Here is a 13,479-nt window from a genome sequence, read left to right as displayed (position 1 = left end):
AGGGGAGCATGGGGACATGCAGATCCATATCGAAGGCTCGCATCTCCCCGGCCTCGCCTGTGGGCCCGACAGCGACTTCCCCGGCGCCCACAACATCCACGTGGGCGTGCAGCGCAAGGACAGGCCCGGTGAACTGCTCGACCTGCACCCGGGCGACGCCCCGTCGGCCTCGTGGACCTTGGACTGCACCGTCGCCCCGGCCGAGGACGGTGTCGAGATCAAGGGGCCTTACGTGCAGAACCGGCTGGGCGGGCGCTTCGTCTACCTGTCCTGGGGCACGGTCGACGAGAACGGCCTCTTCACCATGTTCCGGCGGGCCAAGCTGATGCTGGGCGACATCGATCCGGCCGTGCTCGAAGCCGCCGTGCGCTCCGGGCATCTCACCGCGCGGCTGTCTCTCTCCGACACCAAGGGGCAGCCGCTCTGCGCCCGGGTGCGGCCGCCGACCGTCGAATGGTCCGCCGCCGCTCCGGCCTGAGAACGCCGCACCGCGGGATGCCGCGGCACAAAACCGCCCTGACCGGGCCCGGGGGGAATGGGCCGGGTCAGGGCGGCGGCCTGGGGCGGCCTGGTTCACCGTCCCGTGGGGGGTGTCAGACGTGTGCCCGACACCCACAAGGTCATGCATGTGATGTACGCCACTCTCCTCCCGGGTGGCATCACCCAATCGGCACCGGGCGGTACCGGACCGGCCACCTTCGCTTCGATCAACGCTGTGACCTGCACACATGCGGATTGGCAAGGATGCCGCGCCGCGCCATCCGGGTGAAAGCTGACTTCATGTCAGCAGGCATGGGTGGCGGACCGCCCGTTAGCTCGAGATCAGGACTCACCCACTCGCGCAGTTGCCGGAGGAACACCCCATGCGTCCTGCTCGCCCAGTGACCGGTATCGCCGCTTCCGCGGTCACCATAGCCGCGCTCGTCCTCTTCACCGCCGGGCCGTCCGCGTACGCAGGTGATGCCGGCGCGCTGCGGGCCGGCTCGGCTGCCGCATCGCGGGCCAATGGCGCCCCGGAGGCGCAGACCGACGATGGCGGGGCGGACGACCCCTCCGGGTCCGGAAACAACACCCCCTTCCGCCTCAACAACCCTTCCGGCCTCAATGTCCCCTCGTTGCTCGACTCCGTCGGCGGGCTCGACGCTCTCTCAAGGCTTCCCATCCCCTCCGGGGACGAGGGCTCGGCAAAGCACGACAGCTCGTCGTCCGGGCGCGACAACCAGTCGGGGCGCGACAGCTGGTCGTCCGGGCGCGACGACCAGTCGGGGCGCGACAACTCCTCGTCCGGGCGTGACAACCAGTCCGGACGCGACAACTCCTCGTCCGGGCGTGACAACCAGTCCGGACGCGACAACCAGTCCGGAGGCGACAACTCGTCCGAACGCGACAACTCCTCGTCCGGGCGCGACGACTCGTCCGTGCCGAACGCCCCCAGCGGGCACGTCAAAACAGGCGTCGGCGGCAGCGTCCGGCCCGACACCACCCAGATCGCGGCGGGCGCCGGCGTACTCGCCGCGACCGCCGTCGGCGGAGCCTGGCTCCTGCGTCGCCGGGCGAGCGGCACGCAAGGAGCCGGCTGACGGAGACGGATTCACGTCTCCGTACCGCCTGGTTTCCGTCCCGGTGGCCGCGCGCCACCGGGACGGGATCGTCCCCGTACCGTCCCCACTTTCGTCATCCGGAGGACGCCCGTGTCCCAGAAGGCCAAGAGCTGGCTGCTGGTTGTCGCAGCGCTGGCCGGTACCTGGCTGATCCATCACGGCGCCGGTGCCGAGCTGATCCCGCCCCAGCCGACCGCCGCCCAGGCGTTCGCGGGCGGCCCGGGGCTGCAGCCGGGGTCTCCGGTCGCCGAACCGCTGAAGCCCTCGGCGCCCGTACGCATCCGGATCCCGAGCATCCGGGTGGACGCACCGATGATGCGACTGGGACTCGGGGCCGACGGCAGTCTCGATGTGCCTCCGGCCGGGAACCGGAACGTCGTCGGCTGGTACCGGGACGGCACTCCGCCCGGCTCCAGGGGCAGCGCGATCGTCGCCGGTCATGTCGACAACGCACAGGGGCCGTCGGTCTTCTACAACCTGGGCACCCTGCAGAAGGGCAGCACGGTCGAGGTGGTCCGCCAGGACGGGCGTACCGCCGTCTTCTCGCTCGACGCGATCGAGGTCTACGAGAGCAAGAACTTCCCCGACAAGCGGGTGTACGGCGCCTCGCCCTACGCCTCGCTGCGGCTGATCACCTGTGGTGGCGGATTCTCGAAGACGACGGGTTACCAGGGCAATGTGGTGGCGTACGCACACCTCACCGAGGTGCGGTGAACCTGCCCCGACGCCCGTCGTTCATGCCGCCCACTGATCGAACGCCAACTTGGCGACCAGCGAGAACACCACGACCAGCAGTACCCCGCGGACGAAATCGCTGCCCTTCCTGAGCGCCATCCGCGCCCCGATCAGCCCACCCGCCAGGTTGAACACGGCCATCAGTGCGGCCAGTTGCCACAGCACGCTGCCCTGGTAGGCGAACATCGCCAGCGCCCCGCCGTTGGTGCAGACGTTGACGATCTTGGCGGTGGCGGACGCCGTCACCAGATCGAGGTGGAGCACCGCGGTCAGCGCCAGCACCAGGAACGTTCCGGTGCCGGGACCGAACAGCCCGTCGTAGAAGCCGATGCCGCCGCCGACCAGCACGATCGCGGTGACGGTGCGGGCCCGGGTGACCTTGCGCCGCGTGCCGTCGTCCGTCGCCCTGCCGAACGAGGGCCGCAGCATCACGAACGCCGCGACCGCCAGCAGCACCACCATGATGACCGGGCGCAGCACCTCGCTGCTGATCCCGGCGGCGAAGAACGCACCGGCCATCGATCCGGCCAGCGCCGCGAGCCCGATCCGCAGGGCCGTCCCGACCTTCACCGGTGCCTTGCGTACGTACGTCACGGCGGCGCCCGACGTACCGACGATCGCGACCGCCTTGTTCGTGCCGAGGACGTGCGCGGCAGGGACGTGCGGCAGTCCGAGCAGCAGGGCCGGCAGCAACAGCAGTCCGCCGCCGCCGACCACCGCGTCGATCCAGCCGGCCGCGGCTGCGGCGAGGCAGAGGACAACCAGAGTGGTGAGTGCTATGTCGGGCATGGTCGCGACCATAAGGAGGCGATACGTGCCCCGTCCAACTGCCTCGGCCGGATCGCGGGAAAGTTGAGCCAACTCTGAGGTTCCCGGGCCTCCGAGCCCGCCCGGGCCCTCGCGAGCCCGGCGGAATCCGGACCGGACCGGCCCGTCCGGCCGGTGCGCCGTGGCCGTACGCTTTGGTCCATGAGCCAGGGCTGGAACGCGAGCGACATCCCCGATCAGAACGGCCGTACGGCCGTGGTCACCGGAGCCAACAGCGGCATCGGACTGATCACGGCGCGGGAGCTGGCCCGGCACGGCGCGCGAGTGCTGCTCGCCTGCCGCGACGAGACGCGCGGCAAGGAGGCCGAGTCCCGCATCCGGACGGCCGTGACCGGCGCGGACGTGGAGTTCGTACCGCTCGATCTGGCCGATCTGGATTCCGTACGCAAGTTCGCCGCGACCCACACGCCCGACCGGATCGATCTGCTGATCAACAACGCGGGCGTGATGGCCCTTCCTTACGGGAAGACGGCCGACGGCTTCGAGAGGCAGTTCGGCGTCAACCACCTCGGGCACTTCGCGCTCACCGGACTGCTGCTCCCCAAGCTCCTCGACACCCCCGGGGCGCGCGTGGTGAGCGTCTCCAGCGGCATGCACGCCCTGTCCAACATCGACATCGGGGATCTCAACAGCGAGCGGAACTACCGCCGATGGATCGCCTACGGCCGCTCGAAGACCGCCAATCTGCTCTTCATCCACGAGCTGGCGCGGCGGCTGTCGGCAGCCGGTTGCGAGGTGGTGGCCGCCGCAGCGCACCCCGGTTACGCGGCGACCAATCTGCAGACGGCGGGCGTCCGGATGGAGAACCGCAAGGCGGCGGAACGGGTGGTCGAGCTCGGTAACCGGATCATCGCCCAGCCCGCGTCGTCCGGTGCGCTGCCCATCCTGTACGCGGCCACCGCGCCCGGCGTGCGCCCCGACTCGTTCACCGGGCCGAGGCTGCTGGGCTGGCGCGGCGCGCCCGCTCCGTCCTGGCGGGCGGGCTGGACGCTGAACGATGTGGCGAGCGAACGGCTCTGGGTGGCGTCCGAGCAGCTCACGGGGGTGGCGTATCCGGGCCTGACACCCTGAGGACCGCTCCCCCGCCCCCCCTCGTCCACGGGCTCAGCCCTGCCGGCCCTCGACGGCGGAGGGGTCCATCCACATGACCTCCCAGATGTGGTGGTTCGGGTCCTGGAAGGAACGGCCGTACATGAAGCCGTGGTCGATCGGCTCGTTGGCGGGCGATCCCCCGGAGGCGAGGGCGGTGTCGACCAGCTCGTCCACCTTCTCGCGGCTCTCGGCGCTCAGGGCGAGGATGACCTCGGTGGACTTCGAGGCGTCGGCGATCTCCTTCTTGGTGAACTCCTTGAAGCGGGGCTCCGTGAGGAGCATGGCGAAGATGGTGTCGCTGATGACGAGGCATGCGGTGTTCTCGTCGCTGAACTGCGGGTTGAACGAGAAGCCGAGCTTGCCGAAGAAGCTCTTGGTCGTCTCGAGGTCCTTGACCGGCAGGTTCACGAAGATCATCTGAGGCATGGCCGTTTCGCTCTCTGTTGTTCGAACGTTTCGACAGGTAGACGGCTGGGCTGCGCAGAACTCATCGGTCCCGCGAAGAAAACCTTGGCCCTCCGGCGTCAGGACATGGCGAGCGGCGCGCCGCCCCGGAGCAGCGATCCGCCCAGCGGGGTCAGCGTGTGCAGGACCGAGCCGCCGTGCCGCAGGGTGTGGATCAGGCCGGCCTCGCGCAGCACACAGGCGTGCTGGCTCGCCGAGGCGAGGGAGACTCCTGCCCGGCGGGCGAGTTCGCTGGTCGTGCAGCCGTTGCCGATGGCCCTCAGAACCGTCGAGCGGGTATTGCCGAGGAGCCGGCCGAGCCAAGGCCCCGGTTCGGCGAAGACCGGGGCGCGGGAGTGGGTGACCGGGTAGACGAGGACCGGCGGGAGCTGCGGGTCGCGGTAGACGACCGGGGTGACGCGGCAGAAGTAGGACGGCTGGAGCAATAACCCCCGCCCGTCCAGATGGAGTTCGCGGTCGACGGGGTAGTCCGCCTCCAGCACGGGGGCCCGCCAGCGGATCATGGGCGGGAGTGAGGCGAGCAGCTCGTGCGCCCCGCCGTCCAGGAGGGCGCGACCGCGGACGGCACGGTCGGCCTCGACGCTGGCCTGGATGTGCGGCCAGCACGGTTCGATCGCGGCGCGGTGGTATCCGCGCAGGGCGCCGATGAGCCGGTCGAGCAACTCGGCGTGCCCGTCCGGGGCGCGGCCCGCCTCGCGGCGCTCGGTAGCCAGCAGGGCGAGTTCGGCGCGGATCCGCCGGGGCGGGGTCTCGCGCAGCGCTTCAATTCCGGCGTCGATGCCGTACGGTTCGCCGCTTTCCCGAGAAGGCGTCAGAAAGTCCGGGAAATAGCCGCGCGGTGGAATCACGGTGGCGAGCAGGCGTACTTCACCATTCAACCGGGGCCGGGTTTCCGTACGCCATTTCCCGAACACCGTGGAACCGCGCCGGTCCCTCAGCCGATGGAAACTCAGAATGGTTTCCCACAGCGCATCCGGCCGAGTGGCCATCCGCACCCTGGAAAGGTCCACTCCGGACATATGGATACGCAGCACCGAACCCCCACCTGTTGCACCTGCAATTACCCCCACCCAAGGGTATGCGATCCGTAACAGCACGTCACCACGGGGTTTCGGCCAGAGGTGAAACGTCTCGCCTCCACATGCCGTCTCCCGAAAAGCTGTACGACGTCGGGTACGAATCCGGAGCCACCGGAAGAGCGAGTGAAGGCCGTGGGGGGTTTTGCTCGTTCGGCGGCGGTCGGCGACGGTGCGGCTCCGTACCCGACGGGGGTAAGCCGGGTGCGGTCCATGGATGGGGATCCGTGGGCCGCACCCCGGTCCGTTCCCGGCCCATGTCTTTGCGCATTGAACGAACTTTGCGTATTGAACGAAGAAAAGGCACAACGTCGAACAACCATTTTCCCCAGAACAAAACGAAGCGGCGGCATCCCCGCACAGGGTGCCGCCGCCTCTGGAAGTTCCGGAGTCGCCGTCGAGTCGGTGAGGGTACGGGTGAGCCGACGGCAACTCCGGAGTCAGGGGGTGTGGTGTCGGATCAGCGGCTGTCGCTGCCCTTCGAGTCCGCCGCCGCACGGCCCGCTTCCAGGCGGGCGACGGGGATACGGAACGGGGAGCAGGACACGTAGTCCAGGCCCGCCTCGTGGAAGAAGTGCACCGACTCCGGGTCGCCGCCGTGCTCGCCGCAGACGCCGAGCTTCAGATCCGGGCGGGTGGCCCGGCCGGCTGCGACGGCACTGCGGACCAGCGAGCCGACACCGTCCTTGTCGATCGTCTCGAACGGCGACACCCCGAAGATGCCCTTCTCCAGGTACGCGGTGAAGAACGAGGCCTCCACGTCGTCACGGGAGAAGCCCCACACCGTCTGGGTCAGGTCGTTCGTACCGAAGGAGAAGAACTCTGCGGCCTCGGCGATCTGACCGGCGGTCAGCGCGGCGCGGGGCAGCTCGATCATCGTGCCGATGGTGAGCTTCAGCTGCGTGCCGGTGGCGGCCTCGACCTCGGCGATGACCTGGTCGGCCTCCTCGCGGACGATCTCCAGCTCCTGGACCGTGCCGACGAGCGGAATCATGATCTCGGCGCGCGGGTCACCCTTGGCGTTCTTGCGCATCGCCGCGGCCTCGGCGATCGCCCGTACCTGCATGGCGAACAGGCCGGGGATGACGAGACCGAGACGGACCCCGCGCAGACCGAGCATCGGGTTCTGCTCGTGCAGCTTGTGCACGGCCTGGAGCAGACGCAGGTCGTTCTCGTTGGCGTCCTTGCGGGACTCGGCGAGCGCGACCCGTACCGAGAGCTCGGTGATGTCGGGCAGGAACTCGTGCAGCGGCGGGTCGAGCAGCCGTACGGTGACGGGCAGTCCGTCCATCGCCTCGAACAGCTCGATGAAGTCGGACTTCTGGAGCGGAAGCAGCTCGTCCAGCGCGGTCTCGCGCTCGGCGTCGGTGTCCGCGAGGATCAGCTTCTCGACCATCTCGCGGCGCTCGCCGAGGAACATGTGCTCGGTACGGCACAGGCCGATGCCCTGGGCGCCGAAGCGGCGGGCGCGCAGCGCGTCCTCGGCGTTGTCGGCGTTGGCCCGTACCCGCAGCCGGCGCACCCGGTCCGCGTACGCCATGATCCGGTGCACGGCGGCGACCAGTTCGTCGGCGTCGTCGGCGCCCGCGTGCATCCGGCCCTCGAAGTACTCGACGACCGGGGACGGGACGACGGGGACCTCTCCGAGGTACACCTTGCCGGTGGAGCCGTCCACCGAGACGGTGTCGCCCTCCTCGACGACGGTCCCGCCGACGGTCAGCCGACGCCGCTTGGTGTCGACCTCGATCTCCTCGGCGCCGCAGACACACGTCTTGCCCATGCCTCGGGCGACGACGGCGGCGTGCGAGGTCTTGCCGCCGCGGGAGGTCAGGATGCCCTCGGCCGCGATCATGCCGTCGAGGTCGTCGGGGTTGGTCTCCCGGCGGATGAGGATGACCTTCTCGCCGGAGCGGGACCACTTGACGGCGGTGTACGAGTCGAAGACCGCCTTGCCGACCGCGGCACCCGGCGACGCGGCGATGCCACGGCCGAGCAGCCGCGTCTTGGCATCCTCGTCGAAGCGCGGGAACATCAGCTGCGCCAGCTGCGCCCCGGTGACCCGCTGGAGCGCCTCGGCCTCGTCGATGAGCCCCTGGTCGACCAGCTGCGTGGCGATCCGGAACGCGGCACCGGCGGTGCGCTTGCCGACGCGGGTCTGGAGCATCCACAGCTGGCCGCGCTCGATGGTGAACTCGATGTCGCACAGGTCCTTGTAGTGCGTTTCGAGGGTTTCCATGATCTGCATCAGCTGGTCGTACGACTTCTTGTCGATCGACTCCAGCTCGGCGAGCGGCACTGTGTTGCGGATACCGGCGACCACGTCCTCGCCCTGCGCGTTCTGCAGGTAGTCGCCGTAGACGCCCTGGTGGCCGCTGGCCGGGTCGCGGGTGAACGCGACACCCGTACCGGAGTCGGGACCGAGGTTGCCGAAGACCATCGAGCAGATGTTGACGGCTGTGCCGAGGTCGCCGGGGATGCGCTCCTGGCGGCGGTAGAGCTTGGCCCGGTCGGTGTTCCACGAGTCGAAGACGGCCTTTATGGCCAGGTCCATCTGCTCGCGCGGGTCCTGCGGGAAGTCACGTCCGGCGTCCCGCGAGACGATCTTCTTGAACTGCTTGACCAGCTTCTTCAGGTCGGCCGCGTCGAGGTCCACGTCGACCGTGACGCCCTTGGCCTCCTTCGCCGCCTCCAGCGCCTCCTCGAAGAGGTCGCCGTCGACACCGAGGACGGTCTTGCCGAACATCTGGATGAGGCGGCGGTAGGAGTCCCACGCGAACCGCTCGTCGCCGGCCTGGGCGGTGAGACCGACCACGGACTCGTCGGAGAGGCCGATGTTGAGGACGGTGTCCATCATGCCGGGCATCGAGAACTTCGCGCCGGAGCGGACCGAGACCAGGAGCGGGTCGTCCGCCTGGCCGAGCTTCTTGCCCATCTGCGCCTCAAGGGCGTCGAGATGCGCGCTGACCTCGTCGCGCAGCTTCGTCGGCTCCTCACCACTGTCGAGGTAGACCTTGCACGCCTCGGTGGTGATGGTGAAGCCCGGAGGGACGGGGAGCCCGAGATTGGTCATCTCGGCGAGGTTGGCACCCTTCCCGCCGAGCAGGTCCTTCAGATCCTTGTTGCCCTCGGTGAAGTCATAGACGAACTTCTCGCCCTGGGGCTCCCGGGATTCCGGGGTGGATACGTGGGGATCTTTGTTTTCCGACACGGGTCTCGACTCCTCGAGGACGCTGTGGCTGCCCTGACGGCGAGGAACATACCCAGATCGAAGGTGTCTGGGTACGTCCACTTGCGCGTCATGAGGCCTCAACCACCCGTCCGCCAGCAGATCGAAAGTGACATGGCCTGTCCCTCGATCGAAGGATGCCTTCACTTCTTGAATGAATAAGCACTCAGTGCAACCAGATGACCCCAAGTCGGCCACGCAGCGCAGCGGAAGCGTCGATCGATCAAAGTGAAGCCCCTTGGCACCCAGTGCCACCATTTGAGAAATGCAGCTCCCAAATTTGCGCTCATTTGAGCGCAACGGTTCTCAGGGTGGCGAGAATCACTCTACGATCGGCGCTCAGATGTCACCATCCGGACGAGCGAGAGACGGCCGATGGTCACCCTTTGATCATCAAGATGCAGCCGACTGTGAGCAGATTCGACGCGCGATGCCCCCGTGCGGGCTCATTTAGGCTCACCCTTGGCCGGATATCGCCAAATCCGGCTCGACACAGCGCTCAGATGAGCGAGGTAAAGGAAGAGGCACGCGGTGCCTGTGATGCCGCGTGCCTCTTGAAGGGCCCAGGAGGGCCGGGGAAGCTGTGGAGAGCCCCCGTCGGACCCCTGTCAGGTCCCGGGGAGCGTAATCAGCCGCCCGAGGTGTCCAGCTCCGCGTCGGCGCTCACGCCCGCGCAGTCGTACGGGTCCTTCAGCCAGCCGTCCGGCAGGACCACCCGGTTGTTGCCCGAGGTGCGCCCGCGCGGCCCGTCCGCGCCGTCCGGCCACGGCTGGTCCAGGTCCAGCTCCTGCAGCTGACCGCCCAGCTCCTCCAGCGACGAGGTGACCGCCAGCTTCTTGCGCATCTCGGAGCCGACCGAGAAGCCCTTGAGGTACCAGGCCACGTGCTTACGGAAGTCGATCACGCCACGGGTCTCGTCACCGATCCACTCCCCCAGCAGCGTCGCGTGCCTCAGCATGACGGTGGCGACCTCCCGGAGCGCCGGCGCCCGCCTCGTCCGCGTACCCTCGAACGCGCTCACCAGGTCACCGAAGAGCCAGGGGCGGCCCAGGCAGCCCCGGCCCACGACCACGCCGTCGCAGCCGGTCTCGCGCATCATCCGGCGGGCGTCGTCCGCGCACCAGATGTCCCCGTTGCCGAGGACGGGGATCTCCGGGACGTGCTCCTTGAGGCGGGCGATGGCTTCCCAGTCCGCGGTGCCGCCGTAGTGCTGGGCGGCCGTCCTGCCGTGCAGGGCGACGGCCGTGACGCCCTCCTCGACCGCGATCCGGCCCGCGTCGAGGTAAGTGGTGTGGTCGTCGTCGATGCCCTTGCGCATCTTGATGGTGACCGGCAGATCGCCCGCGTTGGAGACCGCCTGGTTGAGGATCGCGCGCAGCAGCGGCCGCTTGTACGGGAGCGCCGAGCCGCCGCCCTTGCGGGTCACCTTGGGGACCGGGCAGCCGAAGTTCAGGTCGATGTGGTCGGCGAGGTTCTCGTCGACGATCATGCGGACGGCCTTGCCGACGGTGACCGGGTCCACTCCGTACAGCTGGATCGAGCGCGGGGTCTCGCTCGCGTCGAAGTGGATGAGCTGCATGGTCTTCTCATTGCGCTCGACCAGCGCCCGCGTGGTGATCATCTCGCTGACGAACAGCCCCTTGCCGCCGGAGAACTCCCGGCACAGGGTGCGGAACGGGGCGTTGGTGATGCCGGCCATGGGGGCGAGCACCACCGGCGGCTGCACCGTGTGGGGGCCGATCCGGAGCAGCGGGAGCGAAGGGGCGAGCGTGGTCATTGCTCCATTGTCGCGTACGGCGCGGAGCGGCCCGCCAGCAGAGTTCGTTAGTTAACCGTACTATCCATGTATGCCCGAGCTGAGCCCCCGTCGACGGCAGCTGGTGCTGGCGATCTGCTGCATGAGCCTGCTGATCGTCAGTCTCGACAACACCGTCCTCAATGTCGCCCTGCCCTCCATGCAGAAGGAACTGCACGCCACCGTCGCGGGCATGCAGTGGACGATCGACGCCTACACCCTCGTTCTCGCCTCGCTGCTGATGCTCGCGGGCTCCACCGCCGACCGGATAGGGCGCCGGAAGATCTTCAAGATCGGGCTCGTCCTCTTCACCCTCGGCTCGGTGCTCTGCTCCCTGGCGCCGAACCTGGAGTCGCTGGTGGCGTTCCGGATGGTGCAGGCGGTGGGCGGCTCGATGCTCAACCCTGTCGCGATGTCGATCATCACCAACACCTTCACCGACCCGCGCGAGCGGGCCCGCGCCATCGGAGTGTGGGGCGGTGTCGTCGGCATCTCCATGGCGGCGGGCCCGGTGGTCGGCGGCCTGTTGGTGGACTCGGTCGGCTGGCGGTCCATCTTCTGGATCAATCTGCCGGTCGGTCTCGTCGCGCTGCTGCTCACCTGGCGGTACGTCCCGGAGTCCCGCGCCCCGAAGCCGCGCCGCCCCGATCCCGTGGGGCAGCTGCTGGTCGTCGGACTGCTCGGTTCGCTGACGTACGCGATCATCGAGGCGCCCTCGGCGGGCTGGACCTCGCCACGGATCCTGGTGTTCGCGGTGCTCGCCGTGTGCTCGCTCGTCGGGCTGCTGCTGTACGAGCCCAGGCGCGCCGAGCCCCTCATCGATCTGAGGTTCTTCCGCAGCGCCCCGTTCAGCGGTGCCACCGCCATCGCGGTCTGCGCCTTCGCCGCACTGAGCGGGTTCCTCTTCCTCAACACGCTGTATCTGCAGAACGTGCGCGGTCTGAGCGCTTTGCACGCCGGTCTGTACATGCTGCCGATGGCGGCCCTGACCTTTGTCTGCGCACCGCTGTCGGGCCGGCTCGTCGGCAGCCGGGGGCCGCGGCTGTCGCTGCTGGTGGCGGGCGTGGCCATGACGGCGTGCGGGCTGTTGTTCGCCGCGTTCGACGCGGAGACGGACGACGTCCTGCTGTTCACCGGCTATGTGCTGTTCGGTCTCGGCTTCGGCATGGTGAACGCGCCGATCACCAACACGGCCGTCTCCGGGATGCCGCGCTCACAGGCCGGTGTGGCGGCGGCGGTCGCCTCGACCAGCCGGCAGATCGGCGGAACGCTCGGGGTCGCCGTGATCGGTGCGGTGCTGGCGGCGGGCGTGGCCGGTACCGGTTCGCCGCGCGGCGCCGAGTACGCGGCCGCCTTCGTGGACGCGAGCAAGCCCGCCTGGTGGATCCTCGCCGGGTGCGGGCTGTGCGTCCTGCTGGTGGGGGCGCTGACCAGTGGGCGCTGGGCGCTGGAGACGGCGCGCCGTACCGCGCAGCGGCTGGAGGTGCCGACGGGTGTCCCCGCCGAGGATCAGGCGTCGGCGAGCTCCAGGGCCTGAAGGCGCCGCAGCCGCCGCCCGGTCTCGTCCTGTTCCGCATCGTGCTCTGCGCGGCATACCGGCCGTGCGTGCCGGTGTGGGCGGCGGGGGTGCGAGCTGCTGGGATGCGCCCGGCGCGCGGCAGTGGGTCCGGGACCCACTGCCGCGCGCCGGGTGTGGCCACGCTCGGCACGCTGTTCCTCTCCCTGGTCCCGGGCTCGGGAATACGGGACGCGCTGCCCGTGACGCTGCTGGCGCAGTCGGCCGCGGTGGTGCTGACGGTGCTGCTGAGTCTGCGGCTGCCGCGCGAGGTGGCGTGAGCGCAGGGCGGCAACGGGACACGGACAAGGGCGTGGGCCCGGATCACTCCAGGTGATCCGGGCCCACGGTCGTACGGGTGACGAGGGAGCGTCAGCTCTGTGCCGAGGTGTCCTGCTCGGACGTACTCGGCTGCGCGGAGTCGTCCGACGGCGGCCCGGCCTGCGCGGCTGACTCGGCCGCCTGTGCGGAGGCCGGTCCCGACTGCGCGCGCTCACGCATCTTGCGCAGCAGCTCCTGCTTCTGGTCGGCAGCCGTCTTGCGGTCGGCATTGCGCGCAGGGCCCGCGCCCTGCTGCTCGGCGCGGGACAGCTTCTTGCGCTGTCCGCCCACGCCGAGGAGGTTGTTGCGGCTCTTGGCCACGGCGTTCTCCCATTCGTAGTGAGAAGTGAGGTCTGAAGCGACCTGGAATCGATCCGGTGGGCGGCGGGTGGTCGGACCCGCCGCGCTCTCACTCGTAGATCTGGAAGAACGAAGACATGCCGGAACCGTACCTCGGCCGTGTCGGCCACCGCACCCGGTTTTCGGCGCGGCCGGGTGAAGCGTCGCGACCATGGACTGACGGATCACGAAGGTGGCCCTGCGCGAGGCCGTGACCGGCCGCTGCCGGCTGCGGGAGATCGTCGAGGAGGGCGTGCGCTGCGGGCAGTTCGCCGTGGACGATCCGGCGGTCGCCGCGCAGTCGGTCTTCGACGCGACGGCACGTTTCCACGACCCGGCGTATGCGGCGGAGTGGCAGAGCCCCGCCATCACGGCCGAGTTCACCACCGTGTCGGACCTGCTGCTGCGCGGCCTGCGCGCGTAACGGCCCCACGCATGACGGGAGT

13 protein-coding genes are annotated in these 13,479 nt (G+C 69.2%); 7 read left to right on the top strand and 6 right to left on the bottom strand.

The features are described 5' to 3' along the window. The first annotated feature begins 16 nt into the window (after positions 1–16). The 3 genes from IEZ15_RS05145 to IEZ15_RS05135 all read left to right on the top strand — a co-directional run bounded on the left by IEZ15_RS05145 (position 17) and on the right by IEZ15_RS05135 (position 2,315). Positions 17–478, top strand: coding sequence for a DUF5990 family protein (locus IEZ15_RS05145; protein ID WP_189274545.1), 462 nt, complete (start codon positions 17–19; stop codon positions 476–478). 385 nt (positions 479–863) lie between these two features. Then, complete coding sequence (locus IEZ15_RS05140) at positions 864–1,580, top strand: GVDTG sorting domain-containing protein (protein ID WP_189274724.1); 717 nt, start codon at positions 864–866, stop codon at positions 1,578–1,580. A gap of 111 nt (positions 1,581–1,691) precedes the next feature. Next, the gene (locus IEZ15_RS05135; protein WP_114244403.1) at positions 1,692–2,315 is read left to right on the top strand and encodes a class F sortase; all 624 of its coding nucleotides are present in this window, start codon (positions 1,692–1,694) and stop codon (positions 2,313–2,315) included. A 21-nt stretch (positions 2,316–2,336) separates the two neighbouring features. On the opposite strand, the gene IEZ15_RS05130 is transcribed toward IEZ15_RS05135, so the two are convergent. Then, positions 2,337–3,125, bottom strand: a complete 789-nt coding sequence (locus IEZ15_RS05130; protein ID WP_189274543.1) for a sulfite exporter TauE/SafE family protein — start codon at positions 3,123–3,125, stop codon at positions 2,337–2,339. A 180-nt stretch (positions 3,126–3,305) separates the two neighbouring features. On the opposite strand from IEZ15_RS05130, the gene IEZ15_RS05125 reads away from it, so the two are divergent. Then, positions 3,306–4,235, top strand: coding sequence for an oxidoreductase (locus IEZ15_RS05125; protein WP_189274541.1), 930 nt, complete (start codon positions 3,306–3,308; stop codon positions 4,233–4,235). Positions 4,236–4,268: 33 nt separating this feature from the next. Here the strand turns inward: IEZ15_RS05125 and IEZ15_RS05120 are convergent, their stop codons facing one another. The 4 genes from IEZ15_RS05120 to dusB all read right to left on the bottom strand — a co-directional run bounded on the left by IEZ15_RS05120 (position 4,269) and on the right by dusB (position 10,800). After that, positions 4,269–4,682: a VOC family protein gene (locus IEZ15_RS05120; protein WP_189274538.1), complete on the bottom strand. Its 414-nt coding sequence runs from the start codon at positions 4,680–4,682 to the stop codon at positions 4,269–4,271. 98 nt (positions 4,683–4,780) lie between these two features. Beyond that, positions 4,781–5,755 (bottom strand): ArsR/SmtB family transcription factor, encoded by a 975-nt coding sequence (locus IEZ15_RS05115; protein WP_189274536.1) that lies wholly within the window; start codon positions 5,753–5,755, stop codon positions 4,781–4,783. Between the two features lie 502 nt (positions 5,756–6,257). After that, a complete protein-coding gene (gene ppdK, locus IEZ15_RS05110) occupies positions 6,258–9,005 on the bottom strand; it encodes a pyruvate, phosphate dikinase (RefSeq protein WP_189274534.1) in 2,748 nt (915 codons plus the stop codon). A gap of 646 nt (positions 9,006–9,651) precedes the next feature. After that, a complete protein-coding gene (gene dusB / locus IEZ15_RS05105; RefSeq protein WP_114244409.1) occupies positions 9,652–10,800 on the bottom strand; it encodes a tRNA dihydrouridine synthase DusB in 1,149 nt (382 codons plus the stop codon). A 70-nt stretch (positions 10,801–10,870) separates the two neighbouring features. Here dusB and IEZ15_RS05100 point away from each other — a divergent pair, with 70 nt between their 5' ends. Both IEZ15_RS05100 and IEZ15_RS05095 read left to right on the top strand, forming a co-directional pair. After that, positions 10,871–12,355: an MFS transporter gene (locus IEZ15_RS05100; protein ID WP_189274532.1), complete on the top strand. Its 1,485-nt coding sequence runs from the start codon at positions 10,871–10,873 to the stop codon at positions 12,353–12,355. A 104-nt stretch (positions 12,356–12,459) separates the two neighbouring features. After that, a complete protein-coding gene (locus IEZ15_RS05095; RefSeq protein ID WP_373302494.1) occupies positions 12,460–12,654 on the top strand; it encodes a hypothetical protein in 195 nt (64 codons plus the stop codon). A gap of 91 nt (positions 12,655–12,745) precedes the next feature. Here the strand turns inward: IEZ15_RS05095 and IEZ15_RS05090 are convergent, their stop codons facing one another. Further along, entirely contained in the window at positions 12,746–13,015 is a 270-nt protein-coding gene (locus IEZ15_RS05090; protein ID WP_189274530.1) for a DUF6243 family protein, read from the bottom strand. 211 nt (positions 13,016–13,226) lie between these two features. Between IEZ15_RS05090 and IEZ15_RS05085 the strand changes: the two genes are divergently transcribed. After that, positions 13,227–13,457 carry a hypothetical protein gene (locus tag IEZ15_RS05085; protein ID WP_308427383.1) on the top strand — a complete coding sequence of 77 codons (231 nt, stop codon included), beginning with the start codon at positions 13,227–13,229 and terminating at the stop codon, positions 13,455–13,457. Positions 13,458–13,479 lie beyond the last annotated feature (22 nt).

Source organism: Streptomyces atratus (genome assembly GCF_014648655.1).
Classification (GTDB): Bacteria; Actinomycetota; Actinomycetes; order Streptomycetales; family Streptomycetaceae; genus Streptomyces; species Streptomyces atratus.
The sequence above is the reverse complement of the archived record's forward strand: the minus strand, read 5'-3'. Positions and strand labels throughout refer to the sequence as shown.

Coding starts and splice junctions, on each gene's coding strand:
- IEZ15_RS05095 (WP_373302494.1), top strand. CDS start 12,460: ATGCGCCCGGCGCGCGGCAGTGGGTCCGGGACCCACTGCCGCGCGCCG.
- dusB (WP_114244409.1), bottom strand. CDS start 10,800: ATGACCACGCTCGCCCCTTCGCTCCCGCTGCTCCGGATCGGCCCCCAC.
- IEZ15_RS05145 (WP_189274545.1), top strand. CDS start 17: ATGCAGATCCATATCGAAGGCTCGCATCTCCCCGGCCTCGCCTGTGGG.
- IEZ15_RS05120 (WP_189274538.1), bottom strand. CDS start 4,682: ATGCCTCAGATGATCTTCGTGAACCTGCCGGTCAAGGACCTCGAGACG.
- IEZ15_RS05100 (WP_189274532.1), top strand. CDS start 10,871: ATGCCCGAGCTGAGCCCCCGTCGACGGCAGCTGGTGCTGGCGATCTGC.
- IEZ15_RS05140 (WP_189274724.1), top strand. CDS start 864: ATGCGTCCTGCTCGCCCAGTGACCGGTATCGCCGCTTCCGCGGTCACC.
- IEZ15_RS05130 (WP_189274543.1), bottom strand. CDS start 3,125: ATGCCCGACATAGCACTCACCACTCTGGTTGTCCTCTGCCTCGCCGCA.
- IEZ15_RS05125 (WP_189274541.1), top strand. CDS start 3,306: ATGAGCCAGGGCTGGAACGCGAGCGACATCCCCGATCAGAACGGCCGT.